At 72.2% G+C, this 26,005-nt stretch carries 31 protein-coding genes and 3 tRNA genes; 14 read left to right on the plus strand and 20 right to left on the minus strand.

The window, feature by feature from the left end; all coding sequences use genetic code 11:
- Positions 1-135 precede the first annotated feature (135 nt).
- Positions 136-780: an oligoribonuclease gene (gene orn, locus VR894_RS13930; protein ID WP_416380849.1), complete on the plus strand. Its 645-nt coding sequence runs from the start codon at positions 136-138 to the stop codon at positions 778-780.
- 74 nt (positions 781-854) lie between these two features.
- Positions 855-930: transfer RNA gene (locus tag VR894_RS13935), tRNA-His, on the plus strand.
- Between the two features lie 93 nt (positions 931-1,023).
- Here VR894_RS13935 and VR894_RS13940 read toward each other — a convergent pair.
- Together VR894_RS13940 and VR894_RS13945 are read right to left on the minus strand one after the other, a co-directional pair.
- Positions 1,024-2,112 carry a tellurite resistance/C4-dicarboxylate transporter family protein gene (locus tag VR894_RS13940; protein ID WP_324652479.1) on the minus strand — a complete coding sequence of 363 codons (1,089 nt, stop codon included), beginning with the start codon at positions 2,110-2,112 and terminating at the stop codon, positions 1,024-1,026.
- 59 nt (positions 2,113-2,171) lie between these two features.
- Positions 2,172-2,666, minus strand: a complete 495-nt coding sequence (locus tag VR894_RS13945; protein WP_324652481.1) for a hemerythrin domain-containing protein — start codon at positions 2,664-2,666, stop codon at positions 2,172-2,174.
- A gap of 135 nt (positions 2,667-2,801) precedes the next feature.
- Here VR894_RS13945 and fdxA point away from each other — a divergent pair, with 135 nt between their 5' ends.
- Complete coding sequence (gene fdxA / locus VR894_RS13950; RefSeq protein WP_324652483.1) at positions 2,802-3,149, plus strand: ferredoxin; 348 nt, start codon at positions 2,802-2,804, stop codon at positions 3,147-3,149.
- 25 nt (positions 3,150-3,174) lie between these two features.
- On the opposite strand, the gene VR894_RS13955 is transcribed toward fdxA, so the two are convergent.
- Genes VR894_RS13955 through VR894_RS13980 form a run of 6 tightly spaced genes read right to left on the minus strand, consistent with a single transcriptional unit; the run spans position 3,175 to position 8,572 of the window.
- Positions 3,175-3,867 carry a helix-turn-helix transcriptional regulator gene (locus VR894_RS13955; RefSeq protein ID WP_324652485.1) on the minus strand — a complete coding sequence of 231 codons (693 nt, stop codon included), beginning with the start codon at positions 3,865-3,867 and terminating at the stop codon, positions 3,175-3,177.
- Between the two features lie 56 nt (positions 3,868-3,923).
- Positions 3,924-4,739 carry a LytTR family DNA-binding domain-containing protein gene (locus VR894_RS13960; protein WP_324652486.1) on the minus strand — a complete coding sequence of 272 codons (816 nt, stop codon included), beginning with the start codon at positions 4,737-4,739 and terminating at the stop codon, positions 3,924-3,926.
- 47 nt (positions 4,740-4,786) lie between these two features.
- Entirely contained in the window at positions 4,787-6,118 is a 1,332-nt protein-coding gene (locus tag VR894_RS13965) for a histidine kinase (protein ID WP_324652487.1), read from the minus strand.
- Positions 6,118-7,749: a cation acetate symporter gene (locus VR894_RS13970; RefSeq protein WP_324652488.1), complete on the minus strand. Its 1,632-nt coding sequence runs from the start codon at positions 7,747-7,749 to the stop codon at positions 6,118-6,120. Before VR894_RS13970 ends, VR894_RS13965 begins: the two co-directional genes overlap by 1 nt.
- On the minus strand, positions 7,746-8,072 hold the full coding sequence (locus VR894_RS13975; protein WP_324652490.1) for a hypothetical protein: 327 nt from the start codon (positions 8,070-8,072) through the stop codon (positions 7,746-7,748). The genes VR894_RS13970 and VR894_RS13975 overlap by 4 nt, the downstream gene beginning before the upstream one ends.
- Positions 8,069-8,572, minus strand: a complete 504-nt coding sequence (locus tag VR894_RS13980) for a hypothetical protein (protein ID WP_324652491.1) — start codon at positions 8,570-8,572, stop codon at positions 8,069-8,071. The genes VR894_RS13975 and VR894_RS13980 overlap by 4 nt, the downstream gene beginning before the upstream one ends.
- A gap of 262 nt (positions 8,573-8,834) precedes the next feature.
- Between VR894_RS13980 and VR894_RS13985 the strand changes: the two genes are divergently transcribed.
- On the plus strand, positions 8,835-9,155 hold the full coding sequence (locus VR894_RS13985; RefSeq protein WP_324652493.1) for a DUF4212 domain-containing protein: 321 nt from the start codon (positions 8,835-8,837) through the stop codon (positions 9,153-9,155).
- A gap of 5 nt (positions 9,156-9,160) precedes the next feature.
- Positions 9,161-10,828 carry a sodium:solute symporter family protein gene (locus VR894_RS13990; RefSeq protein ID WP_324652664.1) on the plus strand — a complete coding sequence of 556 codons (1,668 nt, stop codon included), beginning with the start codon at positions 9,161-9,163 and terminating at the stop codon, positions 10,826-10,828.
- Positions 10,829-10,900: 72 nt separating this feature from the next.
- Here the strand turns inward: VR894_RS13990 and VR894_RS13995 are convergent, their stop codons facing one another.
- Positions 10,901-11,959 (minus strand): aldo/keto reductase, encoded by a 1,059-nt coding sequence (locus VR894_RS13995; RefSeq protein ID WP_324652495.1) that lies wholly within the window; start codon positions 11,957-11,959, stop codon positions 10,901-10,903.
- Between the two features lie 141 nt (positions 11,960-12,100).
- On the opposite strand from VR894_RS13995, the gene VR894_RS14000 reads away from it, so the two are divergent.
- The gene (locus VR894_RS14000) at positions 12,101-13,048 is read left to right on the plus strand and encodes a DUF808 domain-containing protein (protein ID WP_324652497.1); all 948 of its coding nucleotides are present in this window, start codon (positions 12,101-12,103) and stop codon (positions 13,046-13,048) included.
- A 55-nt stretch (positions 13,049-13,103) separates the two neighbouring features.
- Here VR894_RS14000 and nadE read toward each other — a convergent pair whose 3' ends face one another.
- Positions 13,104-13,949 (minus strand): ammonia-dependent NAD(+) synthetase, encoded by an 846-nt coding sequence (gene nadE / locus VR894_RS14005; RefSeq protein ID WP_324652498.1) that lies wholly within the window; start codon positions 13,947-13,949, stop codon positions 13,104-13,106.
- 71 nt (positions 13,950-14,020) lie between these two features.
- On the opposite strand from nadE, the gene VR894_RS14010 reads away from it, so the two are divergent.
- Positions 14,021-15,577 carry an SDR family oxidoreductase gene (locus VR894_RS14010; RefSeq protein WP_324652500.1) on the plus strand — a complete coding sequence of 519 codons (1,557 nt, stop codon included), beginning with the start codon at positions 14,021-14,023 and terminating at the stop codon, positions 15,575-15,577.
- Between the two features lie 38 nt (positions 15,578-15,615).
- On the opposite strand, the gene VR894_RS14015 is transcribed toward VR894_RS14010, so the two are convergent.
- On the minus strand, positions 15,616-16,089 hold the full coding sequence (locus VR894_RS14015; protein WP_324652501.1) for an SRPBCC family protein: 474 nt from the start codon (positions 16,087-16,089) through the stop codon (positions 15,616-15,618).
- Between the two features lie 16 nt (positions 16,090-16,105).
- Here VR894_RS14015 and VR894_RS14020 point away from each other — a divergent pair, with 16 nt between their 5' ends.
- Together VR894_RS14020 and VR894_RS14025 are read left to right on the plus strand one after the other, a co-directional pair.
- Positions 16,106-16,432 carry a metalloregulator ArsR/SmtB family transcription factor gene (locus VR894_RS14020; protein ID WP_324652502.1) on the plus strand — a complete coding sequence of 109 codons (327 nt, stop codon included), beginning with the start codon at positions 16,106-16,108 and terminating at the stop codon, positions 16,430-16,432.
- 38 nt (positions 16,433-16,470) lie between these two features.
- Entirely contained in the window at positions 16,471-17,013 is a 543-nt protein-coding gene (locus tag VR894_RS14025) for a DUF488 domain-containing protein (RefSeq protein ID WP_324652503.1), read from the plus strand.
- 6 nt (positions 17,014-17,019) lie between these two features.
- Here VR894_RS14025 and VR894_RS14030 read toward each other — a convergent pair whose 3' ends face one another.
- The 5 genes from VR894_RS14030 to VR894_RS14050 form a co-directional block, all read right to left on the minus strand.
- A complete protein-coding gene (locus VR894_RS14030) occupies positions 17,020-17,598 on the minus strand; it encodes a dihydrofolate reductase family protein (protein ID WP_324652504.1) in 579 nt (192 codons plus the stop codon).
- A 200-nt stretch (positions 17,599-17,798) separates the two neighbouring features.
- Entirely contained in the window at positions 17,799-18,629 is an 831-nt protein-coding gene (locus tag VR894_RS14035) for an SDR family oxidoreductase (RefSeq protein WP_324652505.1), read from the minus strand.
- Positions 18,630-18,710: 81 nt separating this feature from the next.
- Complete coding sequence (locus VR894_RS14040; RefSeq protein ID WP_324652506.1) at positions 18,711-18,935, minus strand: sulfurtransferase TusA family protein; 225 nt, start codon at positions 18,933-18,935, stop codon at positions 18,711-18,713.
- Positions 18,936-18,949: 14 nt separating this feature from the next.
- Positions 18,950-20,005, minus strand: a complete 1,056-nt coding sequence (locus VR894_RS14045; RefSeq protein ID WP_324652507.1) for a YeeE/YedE family protein — start codon at positions 20,003-20,005, stop codon at positions 18,950-18,952.
- Between the two features lie 385 nt (positions 20,006-20,390).
- Positions 20,391-21,305, minus strand: a complete 915-nt coding sequence (locus VR894_RS14050; protein WP_324652509.1) for a hypothetical protein — start codon at positions 21,303-21,305, stop codon at positions 20,391-20,393.
- Positions 21,306-21,486: 181 nt separating this feature from the next.
- Here VR894_RS14050 and VR894_RS14055 point away from each other — a divergent pair.
- The 5 genes from VR894_RS14055 (at position 21,487) to VR894_RS14075 (ending at position 23,254) form a co-directional block, all read left to right on the plus strand.
- Positions 21,487-21,562, plus strand: a tRNA-Lys gene (locus VR894_RS14055).
- Positions 21,563-21,653: 91 nt separating this feature from the next.
- Positions 21,654-22,130, plus strand: a complete 477-nt coding sequence (gene bcp / locus VR894_RS14060) for a thioredoxin-dependent thiol peroxidase (protein WP_324652511.1) — start codon at positions 21,654-21,656, stop codon at positions 22,128-22,130.
- A 21-nt stretch (positions 22,131-22,151) separates the two neighbouring features.
- Positions 22,152-22,233, plus strand: a tRNA-Leu gene (locus tag VR894_RS14065).
- Positions 22,234-22,283: 50 nt separating this feature from the next.
- Complete coding sequence (locus tag VR894_RS14070) at positions 22,284-22,817, plus strand: NUDIX hydrolase family protein (protein ID WP_324652513.1); 534 nt, start codon at positions 22,284-22,286, stop codon at positions 22,815-22,817.
- The gene (locus tag VR894_RS14075) at positions 22,814-23,254 is read left to right on the plus strand and encodes a DUF3054 domain-containing protein (protein ID WP_324652514.1); all 441 of its coding nucleotides are present in this window, start codon (positions 22,814-22,816) and stop codon (positions 23,252-23,254) included. The genes VR894_RS14070 and VR894_RS14075 overlap by 4 nt, the downstream gene beginning before the upstream one ends.
- 13 nt (positions 23,255-23,267) lie before the next feature.
- Here the strand turns inward: VR894_RS14075 and VR894_RS14080 are convergent, their stop codons facing one another.
- From VR894_RS14080 to VR894_RS14095, 4 genes are all read right to left on the minus strand, one after another.
- Positions 23,268-23,696, minus strand: a complete 429-nt coding sequence (locus VR894_RS14080; protein ID WP_324652515.1) for a VOC family protein — start codon at positions 23,694-23,696, stop codon at positions 23,268-23,270.
- Between the two features lie 50 nt (positions 23,697-23,746).
- On the minus strand, positions 23,747-24,373 hold the full coding sequence (gene rdgB / locus VR894_RS14085; protein ID WP_324652517.1) for an RdgB/HAM1 family non-canonical purine NTP pyrophosphatase: 627 nt from the start codon (positions 24,371-24,373) through the stop codon (positions 23,747-23,749).
- On the minus strand, positions 24,370-25,140 hold the full coding sequence (rph, locus tag VR894_RS14090) for a ribonuclease PH (protein ID WP_324652519.1): 771 nt from the start codon (positions 25,138-25,140) through the stop codon (positions 24,370-24,372). The genes rdgB and rph overlap by 4 nt, the downstream gene beginning before the upstream one ends.
- 134 nt (positions 25,141-25,274) lie before the next feature.
- On the minus strand, positions 25,275-26,003 hold the full coding sequence (locus VR894_RS14095; protein WP_324652520.1) for a GAP family protein: 729 nt from the start codon (positions 26,001-26,003) through the stop codon (positions 25,275-25,277).
- Positions 26,004-26,005 lie beyond the last annotated feature (2 nt).

Consider the following 26,005-nt stretch of genomic DNA (forward strand, 5'->3'; position numbering starts at 1 on the left):
ACCGAGGGACGATATTGGCGCCACCCCGGTCACCATTCGGTAACGGGTGGCGACGACCTGCCCGTGGACGCCGTCTACAGTGGAGTGGTGCCAGCACAACCACTGAAAGACGCGATCGTCTGGATCGACTGCGAGATGACCGGGCTGGACCTCGGCCGGGACGCGCTCATCGAGGTCGCCGTCGTCGTCACCGACTCCGAGTTGCGACCGGTCGACGCCGGGATCGACCTCGTCATCGCGCCGCCGCCGGGCGCGGTGGAGCAGATGGGTGACGTCGTCCGCACGATGCACACGACGTCCGGGCTGCTCGAGCTGCTCGACCAGGGACTGTCGATGGCCGACGCGCAGGCGCAGGTGCTGGAGTACGTGCGCCGCTGGGTGCCCGAGGAGCGCAAGGCACCGCTCGCCGGCAACTCGGTGGGAACCGACCGGACCTTCCTCGAGCGGGACATGCCCGAGCTCGTCGCCCACCTCCACTACCGCATCATCGACGTCTCCTCGATCAAGGAGCTCGCCCGCCGGTGGTACCCGCGGGCCTACTTCCACTCCCCCGCGAAGAACGGCGGGCACCGCGCCCTGGCGGACATCCTCGAGAGCATCGACGAGCTGCGGTACTACCGCGCCGCGCTGTGGCCGGCGGGCGAGGGCCCCGACACCCCGACCGTCAAGGCCGCGGCGGAGGCGGTGGCCCGAAGCTCCACGGCCACGAGGATCGCCGAGCTCGCCGCGGGCACGCCCACGGCCGCCACGGCGGGTGAGACACGCATCACCGCTCCCTGAGCGCCCCGGATTCCACACCGGCCGGGTCGAGCGGCTAGAGTGTGTCACTGCTGCGCCTCGCCGGGGCGCGCATGGTGGGTGTAGCTCAGCTGGTAGAGCGCCGCGTTGTGGTCGCGGATGTCGCGGGTTCAAGTCCCGTCACTCACCCCATACGAGGCCCGAGCCACGACCACGGAGTCATCCGGGGTCCGGCTCGGGCCTCGTCCCCGTTCGGCTCCTCGCCGGCGGGTGCGGGCCGGTGGGTCACCGCGACGGCGGCGGGAGGAGCACCGTGCGCACGAGGTGCCGGAGCATCGCCAGCAGCGTGAGCAGCCAAGCCGCGAAGGCGACCCACAGCTCGGCACCCCCGATGGCGCCCACGAGCGGGAGCCGGTTGGCCTGCCCCAGGTAGATGCCGGCAACCGCGTACATGCCGAGCGGGAAGACGATGCTCCACAGCGTGGCCTCGTACTCGAGCGGCACCCGGTGGGTGCGGTGGCGCCACCAGCCGGCCGCCACCAGGGCGGGGATGAGCCACGTGGCGAACGCCCAGAAGACCACGGACAGGCCTCCGACGAGGCCGCGGGTGGCCGCGACCATCGGGGCGTCCACCATCTCGACGATCCGCGCTCCGGCGACCACGGTGATGGCGCAGGCCCCCATCGACACCCAGTAGGGCGGGTTGAGGTCCTCGGGCCGCAGCTCGTAGAGCATCATCCGCAGGGACACGAAGATCCCCGCGGCTGCGTAGAGGAACACCCCGACCGACCACGAGAACACCGCCACCACGGCCAGGCCGTCACGCGCCGTGGCGAAGACCGGCTCGATGGTGGCGGCGGCCACGGCGACGGACTGGCTGGCCACCACCCAGATGAACCACGTGCCGTTCGCGCGGGCGACCACCGGCCGCGTCCGGGTGCTGAGCACCGCGCTCCAGGGCACGACGTACCCGAGGGCGAACCAGCCGAGACCCGAGACGGCGAGCATGACCGCGGTGAGCCCGTAGTGGCCGTCCATCGCCAGCCGCACGCCGAGGACGTTCGTCCCCGCGATGAGGGTGAAGAAGCCGAACGCCCGCCGCGCGTCGTTGAGGTCGTCGACGACGGCGGCCCGGTAGGCGACGAGGCGCCACACGTTGAGCACCAGGAGGAGGACGAACGCCACGACGCCGACGACGAGCAGCACGCGCGACAGGAGGTGGAAGCCCTCGAGGAACATGCCGACCGAGACGATGCCACTGCCCATGACGAGCGCGAAGTACCCCGGGGTGAGGCCCCGGACGGCCGTGGCGAGCCGGCCGGCGAGTCCGTCGTCGGACGTCGTCGGCCGCGCACCGGGGCCGTGGGTCACCACTCCTGGATGCTAGCGAAGGCCCCGGCCGCAGCCGTCGGTCGAGGCGGCACTCCCTCGCCTCAGGCCTTGTCCGCCCCGAGCATCTCCGGGCGCCCGGCGATCAGGGTCGAGACGTCCAGGCCCGCCTCCGCGAGCATGGGAAGCAGCACCGTCTCCTCCTTCTCCATCCGCAGGACGAACAGCATCACCAGCGCCCGGGCGGAGAGTGCGGCATCCAGTCCCGTAGCGGCCTGGTCGATGTGCTCGACCAGGCTCAGCAGCGACTTGTGATCCAGCTCGAGCGCGGCGACCAGGGCGTGCGCACCGACGCCGCGTGCCGCGTTGTACAGCACCAGCTCCTCGGTCTGCAGGTGCGCGAAGACGTCCTCGCGGAGGAAGTCGACGAGCGCGCGGCGTGGACGCTCGTCGTCGCCTCCGGTGGCCACCGCGTTGACGAGTGCGGCCTCACGGGAGGTGAGCTCGGCCCACAGGTCGGCATGGTGGTGATGCGCCGCTGGGGGGACCGGGCCGTCACTGCGGTCGTCGTGGCCGGGCCCGTGCGCTGTCTCGCTCATACCAGTATTCACCAGCATCGCCGTGAAAAATACAAGGGCCCTACTCACATTTATCCGATTGTGACTAGTATTAATTCGACGTGCGGTCTGCCTCCCCGACCGACCGACCGACCGACCGACCGACAAGGAGCATCCATGACCTACGTGATCGCGGCCCCGTGCATCGACGTCCTGGACCGGTCGTGCGTGGAGGAGTGCCCGGTGGACTGCATCTACGAGGGTGAACGGGCCTTGTACATCCAGCCCGACGAGTGCGTGGACTGCGGCGCCTGCGAGCCGGTCTGCCCCGTGGAGGCGATCTACTACGAGGACGACCTCCCCGGGCAGTTCGAACCGTTCCTGGCTGACAACGCCCGCTTCTTCGATCGGGCCCTCCCCGGTCGTCGGGAGCCGATCGGGTCTCCCGGAGGCGCGGCTCGGCTCGGCGCAGTCGGCGCGGACACCGACCTTGTCGCGTCCCACCCGGCGGCCCCTGCGCCCTGACCCCGTCGTCGGCGGACCGGCGCCGTCACCCTGCGGGCGGCGCACCACCGACGACCAGATGAGCCTCGCAACCGGCTGAGGTGGCGAACGGGACGAGTCGTCGGGCGCTGACCGGCGCGCTGAGCCCTTCGAGGGTGCCGCGCATCAGCCCGAGGTGGACGGAGCACACGACGTCCTGATGGGACTCGGCGACCTCCAGGAAGGGGCAGTGGCGCTGCACGACGACGGCGTGCCCCTCATCGTCGGCGGCGCGGACCTCGGGAGCGAACCCGAGCTCGTCCAGGGTCGCGGTCAGCTCGGCGATCGCGGCGGCGCCGTCGGGCGTCGGGCCGGACAGCTCCGAGCGCGACAGACCCCACGCCCTTCCTGCCTCCACTGCCACGGCAGCCGGATCCTCGTTCGTCCGACTGACGAGCCGGGCAAGCACCTCCGCCAGCTGTCCGAAGTGGCGGCGCCCGGCCGCGACGTCGGGAACGGTGGCCACGTAGGCGAGGCGTGGACGCCCGGGGTCACCGCTGCGCCTGACGTGCCGGGAGACGAGGCCCTCGTTCTCCAGGCGTTCGAGGTGGAAACGCACAGTGTTGGGGTGCAGGCTGGTGCGCTCCGCGATCTGCTGCACATGGCACCCCGACGCGGAGGTGCGGAGCACCTCCAGCACCCGCAGGCGTGACGCGGCACGCGCGCGGTCCGCGCTCGCTCTCGCCGGGCTCTGCCTCACCCGGCCATGATCTCATCGGCGGCCGCGCACAGGTCCGGGTCCCCCTCTCGGCGCTGCTAGATCCCCAGCCGTTGGCGCAGCTCGCGGGCGTGCCGGCGTGAGACCTCCACCCGGCTGCGCTGGCGGTCGTTCATCACCAGGACCAGGCTGCCGCGGAAGTCGGGAACCAGCTCGCGCACGTGACGCAGGTTGACGAGGTAGGACCGGTGCACCCGGAAGAAGTGGCCCTGCAGCCGCCGCTCGAGCTCGTTGAGGGAGAAGGACACGAGCACCGTCTCGTCGGCGAGCTTGAGGGCGGAGTAGCCGCGGGACGCGGCGGCGTAGACGATCGCGTCCCGCGCGACCAGCACGGTGCGGCCGTCGTGCTGGACGGGGATCCGGACCAGCTCGGCACTCTCGGGGGAACGCGTCGGCACGCGTCCCGCCGCGGCCCGGGCGGGCTCCGCTGAGGGCTGGGACGGCTCGGCGCCCTCGCCGCCGGCCCGCTCCCCTCCAGCAGACAGCGCCCGCTCGACGGCGCGTCGTAGTCGTCCCGCGTCGAAGGGCTTGACCAGGTAGTCGGCGGCGGCGAGGTCGAACGCGTCCACGGCGTGGTCGGGGTAGGCGGTGGTGAAGATGACCTGGGGGCGGTGGGGCAGCGTGGCCAGCTCACGGGCGACCTCGAGCCCGGAGAGCCCCGGCATGCGGATGTCCAGCAGCACGAGGTCGTACCCCAGCGACCTCAGCAGCACGAGCGCCTCCTCGCCGTTGGTGGCCTCTCCCACCACCTGGACGAGGCGGTCGCCGACCACCGGGCCGATCTCCTGGAGGAGGTACCGCAGCTCCTCGCGCGCGGGGGCTTCGTCGTCGACGATCAACGCACGGGGCTGCATCGTGCTCAGCATAGGGGCGTACGTGCCCGGCGGGTGAGACACCGCGGCTACCGGAGCGGGACCGAGAGGTCGACCACGGTGCCGCCGGACCTCGGCGTGGAGATCTGCAGGTCGTAGCGGTCGCCGAAGAGGGCGTGCAGGCGTTCGGTGATGTTCCGCAGCCCTACCCCGGCGTGCTCCCGGGCACCGGTCACCGGGAGGTCCTCGGCCGCAGGCGGGTGCGGGCTGTGCTGGTCCGCGAGCGCCGCGAGCGTCACGGGGTCCATGCCGACGCCGTCGTCGCTCACGCGGATGAGGACCGTGCGGGTCAGCGGGTCGACGCGGGCGCGCAGCCGCACGGTGCCGCCCTCCTTCTTCCCGGCGATGCCGTGCTTGACGGCGTTCTCCACGAGGGGCTGGATGGTGAGCACCGGGACCCGCGAGGTGAGCACCTGGGGGTCGATGTCGTACCGGATGTCCAGCCGCTCGCCGAAGCGGGCCTGCTCCAGGGACAGGTAGGTGCGCACGAAGAAGTACTCCTGGGCGAACTCCGCGAAGTGCCCCTCCTGGCGGACCGCGTACCGGAAGAAGTCGCTGAGCCGCAGCACGAGTTCCCGGGCCTCCTCCGGGCGGGTGCGCGCCTTGGAGGCGATCGTGTTGAGGATGTTGAACAGGAAGTGCGGGTTGATCTGGGCACGCAGGGCGTCCAGCCGCGCGTCGGTGGCCAGCCGCCGCTCCCGGTCCAGCTCGGCGAGCTCGAGGTGCAGCGAGAGCATGTTGGCCATGTCCTCCACCAGCCGCTTGGGTGGGGTCTCGGCACGCGCCTGGTACACGCCGAGGGTGCCGACGACGCGCTGCCCGATGCGGAGCGGTGCGATGACCGCCGAGATCACCTCGCAGTCGGGCTTGCGGCAGCCGACGCCGGCGCGGTCGCGGACCACCTGGGTGCGTCCCTGCCGCACGGTGCGGGGCGCGGCCGACGTCTGCATGACCGAGCCCGCCACATGGTGGTCCTCCCCCGGCCCCACGTAGGCCAGGATCGCCTCGGTGTCGGTGATGGACACCGCGTCACCGGAGAGCGCTGGCCGCAGCAGCTCGCAGGTGCGCCGGGCGGCGTCCGGGGTCAGTCCCGCGCGGAGCGGGACCTGACGTCCGGCGGCCGCCAGGTCCCGCACCCCGCGGTCGAGGTCGCGCCTGCGCCCGGCGCCACGTGCCCAGACGCCGTCGCGGGGGCCACGGAGGACCGAGGGGTAGCCGAGCACGACCGCGACGGTGATCGCGACGCCGATGGCGAGCGTGGGCAGCACCGTCAGCGGCGGGTCCACGAGGAGCTGGGTGACGACGTACAGCAGCACCCAGACACCGACGACGACGCCGGCGAGCGTCACGCTTCCCCGCATCAGCCCCGCCCCTCCCGCGTGCGGCCGCGGTCCATCGTCATCCGCGCCAGCCGCTCGGCCTGCCGGTCCGCCGCCGTCCCGTGCATCGTCAGCCACGCCGCGCCGGTCCCCGGTGGCCGGTGCGTGCGGCGCGAGACGATGACCGTGACGACGACGGCCACCGGGGCGGCCACCAGCGTGGGCGCGGACATGAGGTCACGCAGCGGTGAGGGGTCCAGGAAGACTGCGGACACGAACATCGCGATCGCGAGGCACCCGCCCGTGAGCATCCCGGCCGTCGCAGCGGCCGCGGTCATGCCGCGCCACCAGATGGAGAGCACCACCACCGGGGTGAGGGCGGAACCCGCGACGGCGAAGGCCCAGGTCACCATGGTGGCCACCAGCGAGGGCGAGACCGGTGAGAAGCCGTCCGGTCGCATGAGCACGGCCAGGGTCGCGGCCAGCCCCGCCCCCACGAGCGTGGTGAACCGCCCCGCACGCACCGCCTGCCGCTGACTCGCCCGCGGGTTGATGTACCGCTCGTACACGTCATGACCCCACGTGGCCGCCGAGGCCAGGAGGAGCCCGGCCACCGTGGACATCGCGGCGATGAGGGCGGCCGCAGCGACCAGCCCGAGCCCGGCCTCGGCACCGTAGATGCGTCCGAGCACCGGCAGGGCGTGCTCGGGGACGAGCAGCACCCCGTCCCGCGTGAGCTCCTCCAGCCAGGGGTGCTCACGGACGGCGGCGGGGATGACGTCCCTGGCCGCGGTGCCGAGCATCACGGCGAGGGCGTAGAAGGCACCCACGAGCACGAGCACCCACAGCGTGGTGGTCCGTGCCGCGCGGCCCGTCGGCGAGGTGAAGTACCGGTTCATCACGTGCGGCAGCCCGGCGGTCCCCATCGCCAGGGTGACGACCAGCGCCACCTGCCCGATCCGCCCCTCCCCGGCCTCCGGGCCGCCGGTCACGGCGGGGCCGCCCAGCGCGCCGGCGTTGTCCCGGCTCAGCGGCTCGACGTCGCCGAGGTGGAACCCGTCCACGGTGACGGTGACCGCCAGCCACAGCAGCGCCGCGAAGAGGAGGAGGAACTGGATCGCCTGGTTCCACGTCGTGCCCCGCATCCCGCCGAACGCGACGACGACGGCGACGACGGCGGTGGAGACCAGCACGCCGGTGGCGTACGGCGAGAACCCGAGGATCCCGTGCCCCACGAGCAGCTCCCAGGTGATCCCGCCACCCACCGACTGCGGGATGAGGTAGCACAGGATCACCAACTGGACGACGCCGACGGCGCTCAGCCGGACGCCGTCCGACTCCAGGCGGCGGCCGAGGAAGTCGGCGAGCGAGAACTCCCCGAAGCGTCGCAGTGGTGCCGCGACGAACAGCAGGACGGGCACGAAACCGGCGGCGAACCCGACGGCGTACCAGGCGCCGTCGAGACCCGAGACGTAGACGGCGGCCGCGACGCCGAGGAACGAGGCCGCCGAGAGGTAGTCCCCGCAGATCGCCCACGAGTTGGTGACCACCCCGACCCGCTGGCCGGCGAGGTAGAAGTCCACCGTGGAGGAGTTGCGGGGCCGCGTCGCGACCGAGACCCCGAGCACGACCGCCACGACGGCCACCAGCGTGACCACCGCCGTCGGGCTCACATCGCCTCCGCGTCCGTTGCGTCGGTGGTGTCGGTGGAGGTCCCACCGAGCATGCGGGACTCTACCGAGGAGGTGAGGGTGGCGGCAGCGATCCCGATGACGGCGAACACGACGTAGAGCCCGACGGCGGCGGCCAGGTAGGCGGGGCTGAGGTCACCGAGCAGCCGGGACTCCGTCCACCAGCTCAACGTCATCGTCAGGACGGGGAAGGACCCCAGGACCGCGAGGAAGAGGACGAAGTAGGTGACCGCGATCCGGCGCAGGGTGCGGAAGGCGGCGTCGACCTCGGCGGGGGTGTCCTGGACCTCGGGATCACCGCTCACGCCGTGCGAGGGACGTCCGTCGAGTGACGTGCCATCGTCCAGGCGACCCTGACGAGGATGACGGCCCCACCACCGGCCAGCACCACCCCCATGCCGGGCAGGAAGGCCCCCCAGGCCGTCTGCACCGAGGCCGTGACGATGTTCCAGGCCTGGACGAGCACGACGAGGGCCACCACGACGCCCGGGACGGCCGCGTGGACGATCGCGAGCCTGCGCCGCGGCACGAAGGCCCCGGCGAGGGCGAGGAAACCCAGGGCCAGGGTGACGACACCCGGACCGTCCGTGCCACGCAGGACGAAGGCCTCCCCGATGATCCCCTGGGTCAGGCTCACGTACACCCAGGGCAGGAACGCGGCGACGACCAGCATCATCCCGGCGGTGGCCATCGACCAGCTCCCCGGGTGGAACACACCCCAGCCGGTGGCCCTGCCCTCGCGCAGCCGAAGCGCCACCCCGGCGAGGCCCTTCGGGATCGTCTCCTGCGACGCCGTCGTCTTCATGGGGCCCATGCTAGGAGCGCCCCGGCTCACGCGTCGCCCCTCCCGTCCGTCCCTGCCGACGAACGGCGGCTTTCCGGCCACGAACGGCCGCGGCGACACGATGAGCGGCTCGCGCGCCGCGCCCAGACCGCTGGCGGGCCGGAACGGACCGTCCGACGACGTCTCACCGCCGTCCGCGGAACGGCAGGCGCCAGGACGTTGTGGTCCGCCCGTTCGTGCAGTTTCTTTGGGCTCGACTCGCGTACCAACGAAGGGAGCCTCAATGTCCGAGGTGACACGCGACAGGGGAGGCAGCACGCCTCCGGCGGAGGACGACTGGCGCCGCCGCTACTGGAAGAAGAACCTGCGGCTGATGGTCGTCCTGCTGGCCGTCTGGTTCACCGTCTCGTTCGGCTTCGGCATCCTGCTGATCGAGCCGCTCAACACCATCGTCATCGCCGGCTTCCCCCTGGGTCTGTGGTTCGCCCAGCAGGGGTCGATCCTCACCTTCCTCGCCATCATCCTCATCTACGCCCTGCGGATGGACCGGATCGACGACGAGTTCGGCGTCGCGGAGCGGAACGGGGACGGTGAGCGGCTGTGAGCGACATGCAGTTCTGGACCGCCTTCTTCCTCATCCTCACCTTCGGCATCTACCTCTTCATCGCCTGGCGCTCCCGGGTGAAGGAGACCAGGGAGTTCTACGTCGCCTCCCAGGGCGTGCCGACCATCGCCAACGGCGCAGCCATCGCGGCGGACTGGATGTCCGCGGCGAGCTTCATCGGCATGGCGGGCATGCTCGCCTTCCTCGGCTCCGACGGCTCGGTGTACCTCATGGGCTGGACGGGCGGGTACGTGCTGCTCGCCCTGCTCCTGGCGCCGTACCTGCGCAAGTGGGGCAAGTTCACCGTCCCCGAGTTCGTCGGCGAGCGCTACAACGACACGGTGCGCTTCGTGGCGGCGGTGGCCGCCATCGTCGTCTCCTTCACCTACGTCGTCGGTCAGATGACCGGTGGCGGTGTGGTGTTCGCCCGCTTCCTGGGGCTGAGCGCCGAGTGGGCCGTCGTCGTCGCGGCGGCCGTCATCTTCTTCTACGCGGTGCTCGGCGGCATGAAGGGCATCACCTACACCCAGGTGGCGCAGTACGTCGTGCTCATCACCGCCTACCTGATCCCGGCCGTGGCGGTCGCCCAGAAGATGACCAACATCCCGATCCCGCAGATCTCCTACGGCTCCATCCTCGCCGAGCTCGACGCGCTGCGGGTGGAGTTCGGGCTGGACCGGTTCACCGAGGCGTTCGTCGGGCGCGACGGCGGTCAGCTCGACGTCTTCCTCGTCACCGCGTCGCTCATGCTCGGCACCGCGGGGCTGCCGCACGTCATCATCCGCTTCTACACCACCAAGACGGTGCGGGGCGCGCGGTTCTCGGCCTTCTGGGCGCTGTTCTTCATCTCGCTGCTCTACCTGACCGCACCGGCGGTCGGCGCCTTCACCAGCCTCAACCTGCTGCGCGACGTCGACGGCGCCACGGCACAGGACCTGCCGGGCTGGATCGCCCCGTGGGCCGACGCCGGCTACGTCACCCTGAACAACGGCGACGGGCTCATCGAGACCGTCTCCAACTCCGCGGCATCCGGCGCGGACCTCATCATCTCCAACGACATCCTCGTCCTCGCCTCCCCGGAGATCGGCGGTCTGCCGGCGCCGATCATCGGGCTGATGGCCGCCGGTGGCATGGCGGCCGCCCTGTCGACGGCTGCCGGGCTGCTGCTGGTCATCTCCTCGGCCACCTCCCACGACGTCTACTTCCGGATGATCTCCAAGGAGCAGGCGTCGGAGAAGAAGCAGATGCTCGTCGGCCGGGCAGCGATGGCCGGAGCCGTCGTCGTGGCGATCTTCGGCGGGCTGAACCCACCGGCGTTCGTGGCCCAGGTGGTGGCCTTCGCCTTCGGTCTGGCGGCCTCGACGTTCTTCCCGATCCTCATCCTGGGGATCTTCTGGAAGAAGGCCAACGCGACGGGTGCGGCCGCGGGCATGCTCACCGGCCTCGTGTTCACCGGCGGGTACATGCTCTACACGCTGGAGGTGTTCGGGCTCAGCGCGCACGACCACATCCTCGGTGTGTCACCGGAGGGCATCGGCGCCATCGGTGCCCTGGTCAACTTCGTCGTGACCGTCGTGGTCTCGAAGGCGACCCGGCCCCCGTCGCACCACGTGCAGGAGATGGTCGAGCACATCCGCTACCCCTCGTCGGAGGTGAAGGCGCGGGTCTCCTGACCCTGCAACGAACGGCCCGCCCCGGTGCTCCCCGGGGCGGGCCGTCCGTGTGGAGCCCGGGCTCGGGCAAGGTCACGCGGGTGCCGTCGTCGCCGTCCCGAGGGCGCGCCAGTGCTCGACGCCGCAGGTGTCCTGGATCATCCCGTACGGGTAGGGCGGCAGTCCGGGCGCCGAGACCGCCGTCAGCAGCTCGAGGTCCGAGGGCCGCAGCTCCAGGTGGGCGGCGCCGAGGGTGCCGAGGAACTGCTCGAGCGTGCGCGCCCCCAGCAGCACGGACGCGACGCCGGGGCGGGCGAGGAGCCAGGCGATGGCGACGTGGCTCAGGGGACGGTCGTAGCTCTGCGCGACCTGTGTGAGCGCGTCGAGGATGCGCCAGGTGCGGTCGGTGTTCCGGGTGTCGTAGGCCTCGACGCCGCGGCCGGGGTCCTCCCCCAGCCGCGTCGCGCCGGAGGGCCGCTGCTCGCGCGTGTACTTCCCGGTGAGCCAGCCGCCGCCGAGCGGCGACCACGGCGTCAGTGCCAATTCCTCCTCCAGGCAGCACGGCATGACCTCGAGCTCGATGCCACGGTCGAGGAGGTTGTACTGGGGCTGGACCACGCACGGCGGGACGAAGCCGCCCAGTCGGGCGGTCGTGACGATGCGCTGGAGCTGCCACCCGGTGACGTTGGACCAGCCGAGGTGCTTGATCTTCCCCGCCCGGACGAGCGTGCTCAGCGTGTCGAGGGTCTCCTCGACCGGGGTGAGGGGGTCCCAGCCGTGCACGAGGTACAGGTCGACCGCGTCGACCCCGAGCCGCCCGAGGCTGGAGTCGACGGCACGGACGAGGGCGCTGCGCGAGGCCCCGGCGGAACCGGCCGGCGGGGCGAACCGCCCCTTCGTCGCGAGGACGACGTCGGCCCGCCTGTCCGCCAGCCACCGCCCCACGATGCGCTCGGACTCGCCCCCCGCATAGACGTCGGCGGTGTCGACCATGGTCCCGCCGGCGGCGACGAAGGCGTCGAGCTGGGCGTGGGCGTCGGCCTCGTCGGTCTCGGCGCCGAAGGTCATCGTGCCAAGCGCGAGACGCGAGACGACCGGTCCGTGCCCGAGGGGAGCCTGCGGGAGCGGTGTGCTCGTGTGCGACTGTGTCATGGGACGCCATCGCACACCGTGCCCCGGGCCGCGTCAACGGCTTTCCCGGCCACGCTCGCGCCGCCACGCACCGCACCGCTTATGCTCGCGGTGACCACGCGTCGGGGCGCTGCGCCCCGCCCGAACGGAAGGCACGACCCCATGGCTGCTGGACTCGCCGCCCTCCTCGACGACATCGCGGCGCTGGCCAAGATCGCCGCCGCATCCGTCGACGACATCGGCGCGGCGGCGGGCCGGGCGAGCACGAAGGCGGTCGGCGTCGTCATCGACGACACCGCGGTGACGCCCCGCTACGTCCACGGCTTCACCGCCGACCGCGAGCTGCCGATGATCAAGCGGATCGCCGCCGGGTCGCTGCGCAACAAGCTGCTCTTCATCCTCCCGGCGATCCTGCTGCTCAGCCAGTTCCTGCCCTGGCTGCTCACACCGATCCTCATGGTCGGCGGCCTGTACCTCAGCTACGAGGGCGCGGAGAAGCTCTACGAGTACGTCACCGGTCATCACAAGGAGCAGACGGCCCGGCCGGCCGCGACGCAGGGCAAGGACCACGAGAAGACGATGGTGAGCGGCGCGATCCGCACCGACTTCATCCTCTCCGCCGAGATCATGGTCATCTCGCTCAACGAGGTCGCCGACGAGCCGCTGCTCAACCGGGCCCTCATCCTCATCGTCGTCGCCCTCGGCATCACCGCGCTCGTCTACGGCGTCGTCGCGCTCATCGTGAAGATGGACGACATCGGCCTGCGGCTCGCCGAGCGGGAGTCGAGCGGCTCCCAGCGCGTCGGGCGTCTCCTCGTCAAGGGAATGCCCAAGGTCCTCGCGGTGCTCTCCGTCGTCGGCGTCGTCGCGATGCTGTGGGTCGGCGGGCACATCCTGCTCGTCGGGGTCGACGAGCTCGGGTGGCACGCGCCGTACGACCTCGTCCACCACCTCGAGGAGGCCGTCGCGGGGAGCCTCGGGGCACTGAGCGCATTCGTCACCTGGCTCGTCAACACGCTGGCGTCCGCGATCGTCGGGCTGCTCGTCGGCGCCGTCGTCGTCGCGGTCATGCACCTCGTCCCCCGGCGCAAGAAGACCGCCGACCACTGAGCACCGGCGGGGTCGTGGGGGCGAAACGAGCCGGACGGACGCCGGCTCGCAGCGGTCAGCGGTCGCCGAGGTAGCCGTCCGGCGTCACCGGCAGCGCGCGCTTGTGCGCTGTGCGCCGGTACCAGCCGACGATGGTCGCCTCGTCCTCCGCGGAGACGTCCTTGCCCTCGAGGTAGTCGTCGACCGCGGCGTAGCTCACGCCGAGCGCCTGCTCGTCCGGCAGCAGCGGCTTGTCGGACTCCAGGTCGGCTGTCGGGACCTTGTTCACCAGCGCCTCCGGGGTGCCGAGGTGGACGCCGATCTCGCGCACGCGGCGCTTGGGCAGGCCGAACAGCGGAGTGACGTCGGCCGCGCCGTCCCCGTACTTCGTGTAGAAGCCGACCGACGCCTCGGCCGCCTGGTCGGTGCCGACGACGAGCATCCCCCGGGCCCCGGCGATGGCGTACTGGGCGACCATCCGCATCCGGGCCTTGACGTTGCCCTTGTGGTAGTCGTCCTTGGCGTCGGTGACGGGGGTCCGGCTCGCCAGGACCTGGTCCCAGAGCCCGTCGGTGGCCGGCCCGATGTCGATGGTCTCCACGACGTCCGCGGCGATGAACTCCAGCGCCGTGACGGCGTCGTCCTCGTCCTTCTGCACGCGGTAGGGCAGCCGGACGGCCACGAAGGTGGCCTCGCCGCCCCGCTCCCGCACCCGCTCGCAGGCGAGCTGACACAGCCGCCCGCCGACGGTGGAGTCGACCCCGCCGCTGATGCCGAGGACGAGGCCCTTGGTGCCGGTGTCCTGGAGGTACCGGGCGAGGAACTCGATGCGCCGCTCGGCCTCCGCGGCGGCGTCGAAGGCGTCCGGGTCGACGACCTCGAGCGCGGTGATGATCTCCGACTGAAGCTGCTTGTCCGTCATCCGGGTCAATCTAGTGGCCACCGCCCGCTCGTGCGCAGGCGGCGGGCGGAGTCCGGCCCTAGCGTGAGCAGATGAGCCCACGACCGTCGTCCCCGCTCGGCCTGTCCCTGCCCGAGGGGCGAGGTCGGCGGGTCCTCGTCACCGGCGCCACGGGCTACGTGGGCGGCCGTCTGGTCCCGGAGCTGCTCGCGGCCGGGTTCACCGTGCGCGCCGGCGCCCGCGACCCGCGCAAGCTCGAGGACCGTCCGTGGGCCGACGACGTCGAGCTGGTCGCCGCCGACCTCCAGTCCCCCGAGCAGGTCCGCGCCGCGATGGCCGACGTGCACACCGTCCTCTATCTCGTCCACTCGATGGGTGGGGGCGGGAACTTCGTCGAGCGCGAGGCCGAGATCGCCCGCACGGTGGCGCAGGCGGCGTCGGCCCGGGGCGTGCAGCAGGTCGTCTACCTCGGCGGCCTGCACCCGGACAAGGAGCTCGACGAGCTCTCCGACCACATGCGCTCCCGCGAGCAGGTCGGGCGCATCCTGCTCGCGTCCGACGTCGCCACCCTCGTCCTGCGGGCGGGCGTCGTCATCGGGTCCGGCTCGGCCTCCTTCGAGATGATCCGCCACCTCACCGAGCGGCTGCCGATCATGCCCGGGCCACGCTGGCTCAACAACCTCATCGAACCGATCGCGATCCGCGACGTGCTGTACTACCTCGCGCACGCCAGCGCTCTGCCGGAACCGGTCAACGGGACCTTCGACATCGGCTCCGGCCGGCCGCTGCGGTTCAGGGAGATGCTCGCACAGTACGCCGAGGTCGCCGGTCTGCGGCCCCGGCGGATCTACGCCCTGCCGGTCCCCGCGCCGCGGCTCTCCGGGTTCTGGATCGGGATGACCACCCCGATCCCGCGCGGGCTCGCCATGCCCCTGGCCGCCTCGATGGCCGAGGACGCCGTCACGCAGGACCACGCGGTCAGCACGCTCATCCCCGACCCGCCCGACGGCCTCACGTCCTACCGCGACGCCTGCCGCCGCGCCATCGGCCAGCAGGTCTCCGGCCGGGTCGCCCACACCTGGGACAGCGACGTCCTGGAGACGAGCGACCCCGCCGACCCGCTGCCCTCCGATCCCGACTGGGCGGGCCACACCGTGTACACCGACGTCCGGGAGCAAGACGGGCGGGCCTCGCCGGCGGCCGTGTGGCGCGTGGTCGAGGGGATCGGCGGGGACAACGGCTGGTACTCCGCGTCGTTCCTCTGGCGGGTCCGCGGGCTGCTCGACCAGGCCGCCGGCGGCTACGGGCTGGCCCGCGGCAGGAGAGACCCCGAGACGCTGCGGGTCGACGACCACGTGGACTGGTGGCGCGTGGAGACCGTCGACCCCGGGCGCCGGCTCGTCCTGCGCTCGGAGATGCGGGCGTCGGGTAACGCCTGGCTCGAGCTGTCGGTGAGCCCGCGGGCGGGCGGCGGCACACGCTACCGGCAGCGGGCGATCTTCTTCCCCCGGGGCATCGTCGGTCGGCTCTACTGGTGGGCCATCCTGCCGTTCCACGTGCTCGTCTTCCCGACGATGGCGCGCAACATCCTGCGCGCCGCGGAGGGCCGTGAGGCGGGCGAGGGCCCAGCCGCCCCGGGGCCGCGCTAGCGAGCAGTCCCGTCGTGCGTCCGTGTGCGGACGGCCTCCTACCGGTAGAAGCCCTCACGCAGGTTGATGCCGTGCTCGACCCATGCCTTGAGGGCGTTGAGCATGCTGGTCCAGCCCTCGCAGTTGCCGAAGGCGTGACGTGCCCCATCCTGGGTCGCCCGCCACGAGGACTCGGTGATGGTGACCAGCGTCCGGGCGTCGTCGTCGACCGGCTCGAACTCGAAGGTGGTCCGGGTGACGCCACGGTCGTCCGTCGTGGCCTCCCCGTCCCACTCGATGACGATGCGCCGCGGCGCCTCGGCCTCGACGACCCGCACGGGGAAGGCGCCGGGGAAGTCGTGGAAGTCCCAGATGACCTCGGCGCCGGGCTCGAGGCGCCCGCGGGCACCTCCGGTCGTGAAGTACCTGGACAGCTGAGCCGGGTCGGCGACGGCCTCGTAGACCTCGGCGACCGGGCGCGAGACGCGCCCCGAGACGGTGAAGGAGAGCTCGGTCAGGTCGGTGGTGTTCATGTGATATTTTTACAACATGTCAACCGAGGGCGTCAACGGGTCCGACGACGATCGCGTGTTCAAGGCACTCGCCTCGCCCACCCGTCGCCGCATCCTCGACCTCCTCAAGGCGGGTTCCCGCACGACGGGCGATGTGGCTGGCCACTTCTCCGAGCTCGACCGCACGACGGTGCTCCAGCACCTCCGCGTCCTCGAGCGCGCCGAGCTCGTGACCGGACGGAAGGTCGGCCGCGAGCGCCACCTGTCTCTCGCTCCCCTGCCCATCAAACGCATCCACGACCGGTGGATCGGCGAGTACGCCCGGGCCGCCGTGGAGCTGCTCGAGGACCTCGGCCGCGACTGAGCCGTGCACTCCGCCTCCGCCCGACCGACAATGGGGTGATGCCTCTGCTCACCGTCGGCCACGGCGCGCTCGACCGCACCGGCCTCGCATCCCTCCTCACCGGCCGACGCGTCGCACTCGTCGTCGACATCCGCCGGTTCCCCGGGAGCCGCCGCAACCCGGACGTCGCCCGCGACACCCTGGCCCAGTGGCTGCCCGAGGCGGGTGTCGCCTACCGCTGGGAACCGCGCCTGGGTGGGCGCCGTCACCTGCGCAAGGCCGAGGACGCCGCCTCGCCGGACACGTGGTGGCAGGTCGACGCCTTCCGCGCCTACGCCGGATACACCCGCACCGAGGACTTCGGACGAGCACTCGCCGAGGTCGCCGACGAGGCGCGCGGGGACGCCCGCGTCGCCGTCATGTGCTCCGAGGCGGTGTGGTGGCGCTGCCACCGGCGCCTCGTCGCCGACGTCGCGACGCTCGGGCTCGACCTGCCGGTCCACCACCTCATGCACGACGGCGAGGTCCGGCTCCACGAGCCGTCCGAGGGCGCCCGGGTGAGTGACGGCGTCGTCGTCTGGGACGGAGCGCCACGGGCGTGACCGTGGTCAGCCGCGCCGGTCGTAGGTGAGGACGACGTTCCCGCTGGCGAAGGTGCGCAGGTCGGCGAGCTCGAGCTCCGCCGGCGCGAAGCCGGCAGCGGTGAACATCGGGTGCCCGGCACCGGCGACGACCGGGTAGAGCTTCACGACGAACCGGTCGATCTCCGCCAGCACCGCGCCCGCGAGGGCCGCACCGCCCGCGAGGTAGATGTCCAGCGGCCCCTCCTCCGCCTTGAGGCGGCGCACGAGGGCGAGGGGGTCCTCGCGGACGACGGTGACGGCGGGGTCCAGCTCGTCCTGGCTCGTCGAGACGACGTACTGACGAAGGTGCGCGTACGGGCTCGTCACGCCCACCGCGAGGGCCGGCTCGTAGGTGCGGCGACCCATGACGACCGTGTCGAAGTGCCGGTTGGGCCGCCCCTCCAGCCCGAGGTGCTTGCGGACGTGGGTGGGAAGCGTGTCCGGGTACTCCTCCATCATCCAGGCGGTGTACTCCTCGGGTTGAGGGTAGAACTCGACCTCGTCGGCAGGTCCGGCGATCCGCCCGTCGACGGACACGGCGATGTAGTAGGTCAGGCGGCGCACGGGCTCCTCCCTCGGTAGGTGGACGGACGACCGCATCCTGCCGGAGCCCTCGGCACCGGACGAGGGATTATTGCCACGAGGCCGGGCAGGCCCGGGACGGGATGTCGCGGCCACCGCCCGACACCCCCCAGCACGGAGCCCGGTGGGCCGCGGACACCCGCGCCCCACCGGGGTTCCGTCATGCCGGCGACGACCCGGCGTCATGCCTCCGGGTGCCGCCACCGCCCGAACCCGCCCTCGGAGCTGATCACCTGGCCGGTCACCCAGGCGCCCTCCTCGGTGAGGAGCCAGGCGATGAGGCGCGCGGGGTCGTCGGGTGCGCCGAAGCGGCCGAACGGGAACTTGGCAGCGACCGCCCGCCAGGCGTCCTCGGTGAGGTAGCCGGTGTCGACCGGCCCGGGGTTGACGGTGTTGACCCGGATGCCGAGGTCGGCCAGCTGGTCGGCGACCGTCGTCGTGACCCCGGCCAGGGCGGCCTTCGCAGCCGCGTACGCGACCTCCCCGGGCATCGGACCGAGCGCCTGGCCCGAGGTGAGGAAGACGATCGACCCCGGCGTCCCGGCCGGGTGACGGGTGGCGAAGGCCTGCGCGAGCAGGATCGAGGCGCGCGCGTCGACGGCCCAGTGCCGGTCCAGCTCGACGGCACTGAGCTGGCCGAGGGCCCCGTCGGAGCCCGACAGCGCCTGGTTGCACACGAGCCCGTCGAGCCGCCCGAACTCCGCGTGCGCGCGCTCGATCACCCACTCGGGCGCGGCGGGCTCCGCGAGGTCCGCGTGGACATCGGCGACCCGGGCGTCCCCGACGAGGTGGTCCCGGACCCCGCCGATCACGGCGTCGACGTCGTCGCCTCCCCACGGCTGCTCGCGGTCGTGGGGCGCGAAGTGGTGACAGAGCACGCTGGCTCCGTAGGCGGCCAGCCGGCTCGCCGTGGCGTACCCGATGCCCGCGCGCCGGCTCACGCCGGTGACGACAACTGCCCGCCCCCGCAGCGGCAGCGGGTCGCGAGCCAGGTGTGAGACCTCGACGCCCATGCGTCCAGTAGACCAGGTCGCCACCCACCCTGGGAGGACGACGACGGCGCCCGGCGAGCGCCGTCGTCGTCCTCCTCCCTGCTACTTCTTCTGGACGGTGATCGACCACTCCGCGTCACCGACGCGGCGGTAGTCGGTCACCGGGTAGCCCTCCTGCGCGGCCCACCGCGGGATCGCGTCGGTGGCCTGGGTGCAGTCGAAGGTGATGGTGAGGTGGTCGCCGTCGGGCAGGCCGGCGATGGCGTCCTTCGCCTCGACGAGCGGGAAGGGGCAGACCTGTCCGGAGGTCTGGAGGGTGATGGGCACGAGCGTTCCTTTCGTCAGGCGTCCACGAGGGACGGGGTCGGGGTGCGCTGCCCCGTGGGGCGGTGGCGCAGGATGAAGACGTGGGTGGCGGCGCCGGTGCCGAGCACCATGAAGCCGAAGGACAGCCAGCCCTGGTAGGAGAACTGGGCCGTGTTGACCATGGCGTTGCCGATCGTGCAGCCGCCGGCGAGCGCGGCACCGACGCCCATGAGGACGCCGCCGCTGATCGAACGGACCATCGTCGTGGCGTCGGGGACGCGGAGGCGGAACTCCCCCGAGCCCCTGGCGGCGATGAACGCGCCGACGAGGATCCCGAGGATGAGAAAGACCCCCCAGTCGACGAGCTCGATGTCCCCGGTGACGAGGAAGGTCACCGTGTTGGCCGACGGTGTCGTGATGCCCAGCCCGGAGGGTCGGCCCGCTGCCGTGCTCAGCGGCCACGCGACGATCGCGATGACCCCGATGACGACGGCGGCACCGAAGGCGTGCCAGGGCTTCTCGAAGAGCAGGTGGGCCAGGCCGCGGCGGCGTGGTGGCAGGGTGGCGAGCGTCGGTTCGGCCGCCAGGTGGCGGATCGCGGCGTAGCCGACGGCGAGGACGAGCGCGGCGACGAGCCACCACGGCGAGATGCCGAGCGTCTCGTGGATGGTCGTGAGGCCGATGGTCTGCGAGCGGGCCGCGGACGTGAGGTCGGCGAAGATGCCGTACTTCATGACGGCGGCCGATCCGGCGTAGAAGATGAGCGCGAACCAGGAGCCGATGAGTCCCTCGCTCGAGCGGTAGAAGGTCCCGGTGGCGCAGCCGCCGGCGAGGACGATCGCGAAGCCGAAGATGAAGGCGCCGACGATCGTGGCGACGGGCGCGAGCTCGCCCGACCCGAGCGCGATGACACCGAGGGCGTCGAGGGCGAAGATGCCGACGCTCTGGACGGCGATGACGATGAGGAACGCGGTGATCCAGCGCGTGTTGCGCCCGATCCACACGTCACGGAAGGCGCCGGTGACGCAGAAGCGCCCCCGTTGCATGGCGAAGCCGAGAGCTCCACCGACGGCGAGTCCGGTGAGGACCATGGGGTGTTCCTTTGCGACGGTGCTGCAGTGAGATCAGGGCGCCGCGCGCACGGGGGCGCGCGGCGCGAGGCGTCCCCGGGACGCGGGCGTCAGCGATGGTGCGAACGGGCCGGCGCACCGCCGGGGTCGGTCGCTCGAGCCCTCAGGCGAGCGTGGTCACCGACACTCGCCGGTACACCGGCGAGTGGTGTCGAGCCGGAGCGGCAGTGCTCGTGTCATGGACGTGGTCCGCATCCTTGTCCCCCCTCGTGTCACGGCGGCGAGTGCCGGACGGTGACGGGGACGTTAGGACGGGACGCGGACGCACGAGGTGCCCGGTCCGGGCAGCGAGACGGACGCCGTCGGCCGTCCGCTGGGTGGATGGGAGTTGCGGGCCGGTTGCGGTCTACCAGAACGCGCGCGAGGCGATGGCGTCGGCGAAGCCGTCGAGGGCGCCGTCGACGGCACCGAGGTAGAGGGAGGCGTCGACGAGTGAGACCTCCATGACGCGGGGCTCGCCGTTGTCGCCGTCGACCATGTCGATACGGCAGAAGAGCAGCTGGGCGTCGCGCCCCATGCGGGACTTGATGTAGCCGTGGATCGCGGCGCGCGCCTGCTCCCCGAGGCGCAGCTCCGCCTCGGTGGCGTCCCGGGCGACGGCGACCTCGTCACCCGCGGAGTCGGCCGCCGCCTGCGACCCGAGGAGCATCGGCTCCTTCTCCACCGTGTGGGACAGCACGCCGTTGAGGTAGACCAGCGCGGTCTCCCCGCGCTCGTCCACGGACTCGACGTACCGCTGCACCATGGCGGCGCGTCCGTCCTGCAGCAGCCGGAAGGCGTGCTGGATGGCGTGCATGCGGGACGTCGCGTCCCGCGCGGTGTACCGGCCGGTGTCCCGGGAGCCCGAGGACACCGCCGGCTTGACCACGAAGTCGCCCAGGGAGGGGAAGCGGGTGTGGACCTGGTGCTTGGAGAGCTTGCGCTCCGGCTCGAGCCACACGGTGTCGATCGTCGGCATGCCGCGCCGGCCGAGCTCCTGGAGGTAGTGCTTGTCGGTGTTCCACTCCACGGTGTCGGCGCTGTTGAGCAGCTTGCGGATCCCGCGGGCCCACTCGAGGAAGTCCTGGCGGCGGGCGGCGTAGTTGTGCACCGAGCGCAGCACGACGATTCCCGCCTCCGACCAGTCGACCGACTCGTCGTCCCAGGCGGCCACGCGCGGGTCGATCCCGCGCTCGGCCAGCGCGTCCGGCAGGCCCTCCTCACCGGAGTCCAGGCCGGGATGGTCCAGGCAGGTCGCGAGAGTCACACGTGGCTTCGACACACCCCCAACCTATCCGAACGGGCGGTACGGCACGGCTTCACGCGGACCCGCGCCGCTCGTCGGCCACGCCCGACGGCCCGGGCCCGCCCGACAGCCCGCCCACCCCGTGATCCTCATCACGAGCGGGTGCCTGGAGATGTTCCGCGCCCTCCGACGGTGGTAACGTAGGGGACTGCTGCACGCGCCATTAGCTCAATTGGCAGAGCAACTGACTCTTAATCAGTGGGTTCTAGGTTCAAGTCCTAGATGGCGCACCAGTCGACGGGCCGCCTCCTCCGGGGGGCGGCCTTTCGCGTTCCCCGACCGCTCGGTGCGATGCTGGTGCCTCGACGACATCGAGGAGGAACCGTGCCCCAGCTCACCGCCGGCGACACCGCCCCGGACTTCGCCCTGACCACGGCCGACGGCTCCACGGTGAGCCTGGCCGACCTGCGCGCCGCTGCCGACAGGGGCGTCATCGTCTACTTCTACCCTGCCGCCTCCACCCCCGGGTGCACGACCGAGGCCTGCGACTTCCGCGACAGCCTCGCGGCGCTGCAGGCCACCGGCTACGCCGTCGTCGGGATCTCCCCCGACGAGCCGGCCAAGCTGGCCCGGTTCGCCGAGGCGGAGTCCCTCACCTTCCCCCTGGCATCCGACCCGGAGCACGAGGTCAGCGAGGCGTGGGGCGCCTGGGGCGAGAAGACGAACTACGGCAAGACCTACACCGGCCTCATCCGCTCGACCGTCGTCGTCGACCCGGACGGCACCGTGACCCTGGCGAGGTACAACGTCAAGGCGACCGGCCACGTGGCCCGCCTGCGCAAGGACCTGGGCGTCGACTGACACCGTTTAGGGTGGTGGTGCGCGCGAGTGGCGTAATTGGCAGCCGCGCCAGGTTTAGGTCCTGGTGTCCTCGGACGTGCGGGTTCGAGTCCCGCCTCGCGCACGACCACCACGCCCGCGCGGGCAACCCCAGCGACACACGGAGAGAACGCGATGAGCGGACTGGCCTCGGACGACATCACCCCCTGGCTGCCGCCGGAGGACCTGGAGAAGGTGCGCCGCCAGGTGCCGATGCTCTACGTCGACATCGTCCCGGTGCGGGTCGACGCCTCGGGCCACGTGCAGCAGGTGGGACTCCTGCTCCGCGTCACCGACGGCAGTCTCCAGCGGGCCCTCGTCTCGGGCCGCGTGCTGTACCACGAGACCCTGCGTGAGGCGCTGGCCCGGCACGTGGAGAAGGACCTCGGCTCGCTGTGCCTGCCGCGCGTGCCGATGTCCCCCCAGCCCTTCACCGTCGGTGAGTACTTCCCGACGCCGGGACCGGGTTTCCACGACCCGCGGCAGCACGCGGTCTCCCTCGCCTACGTCATCCCCGTCGACGGGGACTGCCACCCCCAGCAGGACACCCTCGAGGTCGGCTGGTTCACGCCGCGCGAGGCGCTCCTCCCCGAGGTCCAGGCCGAGCTCGTCGACGGCCACGGCACGGTCCTGCGGCAGGCCCTGGCCCACGTCGGCCGCCTGCCGTGAGCATCCAGCCGGGCACCGGGCCGCAGGGGCTGGACGTCGCCCGCGCCACCGGTGCACCGGGACGGGGCCGCTGGGGCGAGCGGGGGCTCGCGATGCTGCTCGACATGGCCGCCGTCGTGCTCTTCGCCTACCTCGGCCGCGGCGCACACGAGGGCGGCCGGTCGCTCACCGACGTCGTCGAGGTCGCGCTGCCGTTCCTCGTGACACGACTCGTCGTCACCGTGCTCGTCCGGGAGAGCTCGCTGCGGACGTGGCCGGGGGGCGTCGTCGCCTGGCTGGTCACGTGGGCCGGCGGGATGGCGCTGCGCGCTGCCCTCGGCGGTGGGACGGCGCTGCCCTTCGTGCTCGTGGCACTGGGCGTGCTCGGCGCGCTGTTCCTCGGCTGGCGGCTGGTCTGGTGGCTCGTCAGCCGACGATCCGGGGGCGCGGCCGGCTGAAGGGCTGCCCAGGTCAGTCGAGGCAGAACTCGTTGCCCTCGACGTCCTGCATGACGATGCAGGACTCGTCGACGCCGTCGGCCTCCATGACGCGCACCTCCCGGGCGCCGAGGGCGACGAGGCGGGCAGACTCCTCCCGGAGCACTGCGAGCCGCTCCGCGCCGACGAGGCCGCTGCCGGCACGCACATCGAGGTGCACCCGGTTCTTGGCGACCTTTCCTTCGGGGACGCGCTGAAAGAAGAGCCGGGGACCGACATCCGTCGGGTCGACGCACGCGAACGCGGACCCCTGGTGCTCCGGCGGCAGGGAGCGGTCGAACTCGCTCCACGACGCGAAGCCGTCCGGGGGTGGGGGCAGGACGTAACCGAGGACCTCGCACCAGAACAACGCGACGCGCTCCGGCTCGGCACAGTCGAACGTGACCTGGAACTGCCTGACCATCAGCCCACCGTAGCCGGGCCCGGATGAGCGGTACAGGCCTGCGCTTCCCGCTACCGGCCGAGGACCCGGACGACGTGGGGAGCGAGGGCGCGGAAGGCCTCACCGCGGTGGGAGATCGCGTTCTTCTCCTCGGCGCTGAGCTCGGCCGCGGAACGGTTCTCGCCGTCGGGCTGGAGGATCGGGTCGTAGCCGAAGCCGCCGGTCCCGCGCGGTTCGGTGAGCAGCCGTCCGGGCATGGTCCCCGTCTCCACGACCTCCGCGCCGTCGGGGGTGACGAGCGCGGCGGCGCAGACGAAGCGCGCCCCGCGGTGCTCGGCCCGGACGTCGGCGAGCTGGGCGAGCAGCAGCTCCAGGTTGGCGCGATCGTCGCCGTGCTTTCCCGCCCAGCGGGCGGAGAAGATGCCAGGTGCGCCGCCGAGGACGTCGACGGCGAGGCCGGAGTCGTCTGCCACCGCCGGCAGCCCCGTGGCTGCAGTGAGCGCGCGCGCCTTGATCAGCGCGTTCTCGGCGAACGTGACGCCGTCCTCGACGGGCTCCGGAGCGCCGACGTCGGCGGCGCCGACCACGGCCGCGGGATCGAGGTCGGGCAGGAGCGGGGCGAGGATCGCCCGCAGCTCCCCGATCTTGTGCGCGTTGTGGGTGGCGAGGACGAGCCTGGGCCCTGCGGCGGTGCTCACCGGCCGGCAGGCGGCGCGGCGAGCGCGGCGCGCTGGAGCTCGGTGAGCTTCGCGGTGCCGGCGACGGCAAGGTCGAGCAGCTCGTCGAGCTCGTGGCGCTCGAAGGGCTTGCGCTCCGCGGTGCCCTGGACCTCGACGAAGCCGCCCGACCCGGTCACGACGACGTTCATGTCCGTCTCGGCGGCGACGTCCTCGACGTAGGGCAGGTCGAGGACGGGCTGACCACCGACGATGCCCACGCTCACGGCCGCCACCGAGTCGGTGAGCACGGGGGTGCTGCGCTTGCTGATGGCGCCCTTCGCCAGCCCCCACGAGACGGCGTCCGCGAGCGCCACGTAGGCGCCGGTGATCGCGGCGGTGCGGGTCCCGCCGTCCGCCTGGAGGACGTCGCAGTCGAGCACGATGGTGTTCTCGCCCAGCGCGCCGACGTCGATGATGGCGCGCAGGGAGCGGCCGATGAGACGGGAGATCTCGTGCGTGCGGCCACCGACGCGGCCCTTCACGGACTCGCGGTCGCTGCGGGTGTTGGTGGAGCGGGGAAGCATGGCGTACTCGGCGGTCACCCAGCCCTCGCCCGATCCCTTGCGCCAGCGCGGCACCCCCTCGGTGAACGACGCGACACACAGCACCCGGGTGGCACCGAACTCGACGAGGACGCTGCCCTCGGCGTTGTCGAGCCAGTTTCGGGTGAACCGGACCTCGCGGAGCTCGTCGGGGGCGCGGCCGTCGGCGCGCGGAACGATGGTGCTCGGAGAGGTGTTGGTCATCCGGACAGGCTAACCACTCGACGCGGCCCCGTGCGACGTCTCGACCCTAGCCCTGCACACACCCCGCCTCGCACCGGGGAGGCGGGCGGCGGTCCCGGTGCACACGACCCGGCTTTCGGCGAGGCCCGGGTAGGTCACAGGGCGTCGAGGAAGGCGGTGAGGGCGGGGAGGCGGCCGGCGGCGTCGCGGGCGACGAGGAAGCCGACGATGCCGACGATCCACGCCGTCGTCTCCCCGCCGCTGCGCTCCATCCACGCCGCGATGCGCTGGAGCAGCGGCTCCACGGCCCGTTGCACGGCGAGCCGGCCACCGAGCAGGACGAGCGCGGGCAGCACCATGACGACGCAGTAGGCGGCCAGCATCCCCACCCGGGCGGGCAGTGCGAGGCCGGAGGACCCGATGATTCCCGTCGCGGCGAGGTAGGGCAGCATCGTCGCGACCTCGAGGACGGCGGCCGCGAGCGCCAGCGTGGCGAGGCCTCCCACGCCGGACCGTGCCTCCGTCCCCATGGCCCGCGCACGCCAGCGCAGCAGCCTGCCCGACCCGGCCCGCTCGCCCTGGCGCATGCGGCCGATGAGGAAGCTCGCGACGAGCATCGCGACGCCGAGCACCAGCTGGAGCCGCACGACGAGCGGGTTGTCGAGCAGCCCGTCGACGTTCCCCAGGAGCGCGTCCGCGCCGGCGACGAGGGCGATGCCGAGGAGCAGGTAGAACCCTGCGACGGTCCCGAGGAACACGAGGATCCGGCCGACGCGGACCCGCCCGGGTGTGAGCAGGAACCAGATCGGGATGAGGAGCGTGCCGAAGCTCGTCGAGTCGACGAGCGCGAGGACGGCGAGGGTCGCCGCGGTGGCCGTGGTCATGG

The organism is Georgenia sp. H159, assembly GCF_035607575.1.
Taxonomy (GTDB): domain Bacteria; phylum Actinomycetota; class Actinomycetes; order Actinomycetales; family Actinomycetaceae; genus Oceanitalea.

What these genes read in the sequence shown, in the direction of transcription:
- VR894_RS13945 (WP_324652481.1), bottom strand. Translation starts at nt 2,666, where the DNA reads ATGAGCGAGACAGCGCACGGGCCCGGCCACGACGACCGCAGTGACGGC.
- VR894_RS14045 (WP_324652507.1), bottom strand. Translation starts at nt 20,005, where the DNA reads ATGGTCCTCACCGGACTCGCCGTCGGTGGAGCTCTCGGCTTCGCCATG.
- VR894_RS13960 (WP_324652486.1), bottom strand. Translation starts at nt 4,739, where the DNA reads ATGCAGCCCCGTGCGTTGATCGTCGACGACGAAGCCCCCGCGCGCGAG.
- VR894_RS14020 (WP_324652502.1), top strand. Translation starts at nt 16,106, where the DNA reads ATGTCAACCGAGGGCGTCAACGGGTCCGACGACGATCGCGTGTTCAAG.
- VR894_RS14000 (WP_324652497.1), top strand. Translation starts at nt 12,101, where the DNA reads ATGGCTGCTGGACTCGCCGCCCTCCTCGACGACATCGCGGCGCTGGCC.
- VR894_RS13990 (WP_324652664.1), top strand. Translation starts at nt 9,161, where the DNA reads ATGCAGTTCTGGACCGCCTTCTTCCTCATCCTCACCTTCGGCATCTAC.
- VR894_RS14025 (WP_324652503.1), top strand. Translation starts at nt 16,471, where the DNA reads ATGCCTCTGCTCACCGTCGGCCACGGCGCGCTCGACCGCACCGGCCTC.
- VR894_RS14015 (WP_324652501.1), bottom strand. Translation starts at nt 16,089, where the DNA reads ATGAACACCACCGACCTGACCGAGCTCTCCTTCACCGTCTCGGGGCGC.
- VR894_RS14080 (WP_324652515.1), bottom strand. Translation starts at nt 23,696, where the DNA reads ATGGTCAGGCAGTTCCAGGTCACGTTCGACTGTGCCGAGCCGGAGCGC.
- VR894_RS13980 (WP_324652491.1), bottom strand. Translation starts at nt 8,572, where the DNA reads ATGAAGACGACGGCGTCGCAGGAGACGATCCCGAAGGGCCTCGCCGGG.
- VR894_RS14070 (WP_324652513.1), top strand. Translation starts at nt 22,284, where the DNA reads ATGAGCGGACTGGCCTCGGACGACATCACCCCCTGGCTGCCGCCGGAG.
- VR894_RS13985 (WP_324652493.1), top strand. Translation starts at nt 8,835, where the DNA reads ATGTCCGAGGTGACACGCGACAGGGGAGGCAGCACGCCTCCGGCGGAG.
- VR894_RS14035 (WP_324652505.1), bottom strand. Translation starts at nt 18,629, where the DNA reads ATGGGCGTCGAGGTCTCACACCTGGCTCGCGACCCGCTGCCGCTGCGG.
- orn (WP_416380849.1), top strand. Translation starts at nt 136, where the DNA reads ATGACCGGGCTGGACCTCGGCCGGGACGCGCTCATCGAGGTCGCCGTC.
- VR894_RS13965 (WP_324652487.1), bottom strand. Translation starts at nt 6,118, where the DNA reads ATGCGGGGAAGCGTGACGCTCGCCGGCGTCGTCGTCGGTGTCTGGGTG.
- VR894_RS13995 (WP_324652495.1), bottom strand. Translation starts at nt 11,959, where the DNA reads ATGACACAGTCGCACACGAGCACACCGCTCCCGCAGGCTCCCCTCGGG.
- fdxA (WP_324652483.1), top strand. Translation starts at nt 2,802, where the DNA reads ATGACCTACGTGATCGCGGCCCCGTGCATCGACGTCCTGGACCGGTCG.
- nadE (WP_324652498.1), bottom strand. Translation starts at nt 13,949, where the DNA reads ATGACGGACAAGCAGCTTCAGTCGGAGATCATCACCGCGCTCGAGGTC.
- rph (WP_324652519.1), bottom strand. Translation starts at nt 25,140, where the DNA reads ATGACCAACACCTCTCCGAGCACCATCGTTCCGCGCGCCGACGGCCGC.
- VR894_RS14095 (WP_324652520.1), bottom strand. Translation starts at nt 26,003, where the DNA reads ATGACCACGGCCACCGCGGCGACCCTCGCCGTCCTCGCGCTCGTCGAC.
- VR894_RS14010 (WP_324652500.1), top strand. Translation starts at nt 14,021, where the DNA reads ATGAGCCCACGACCGTCGTCCCCGCTCGGCCTGTCCCTGCCCGAGGGG.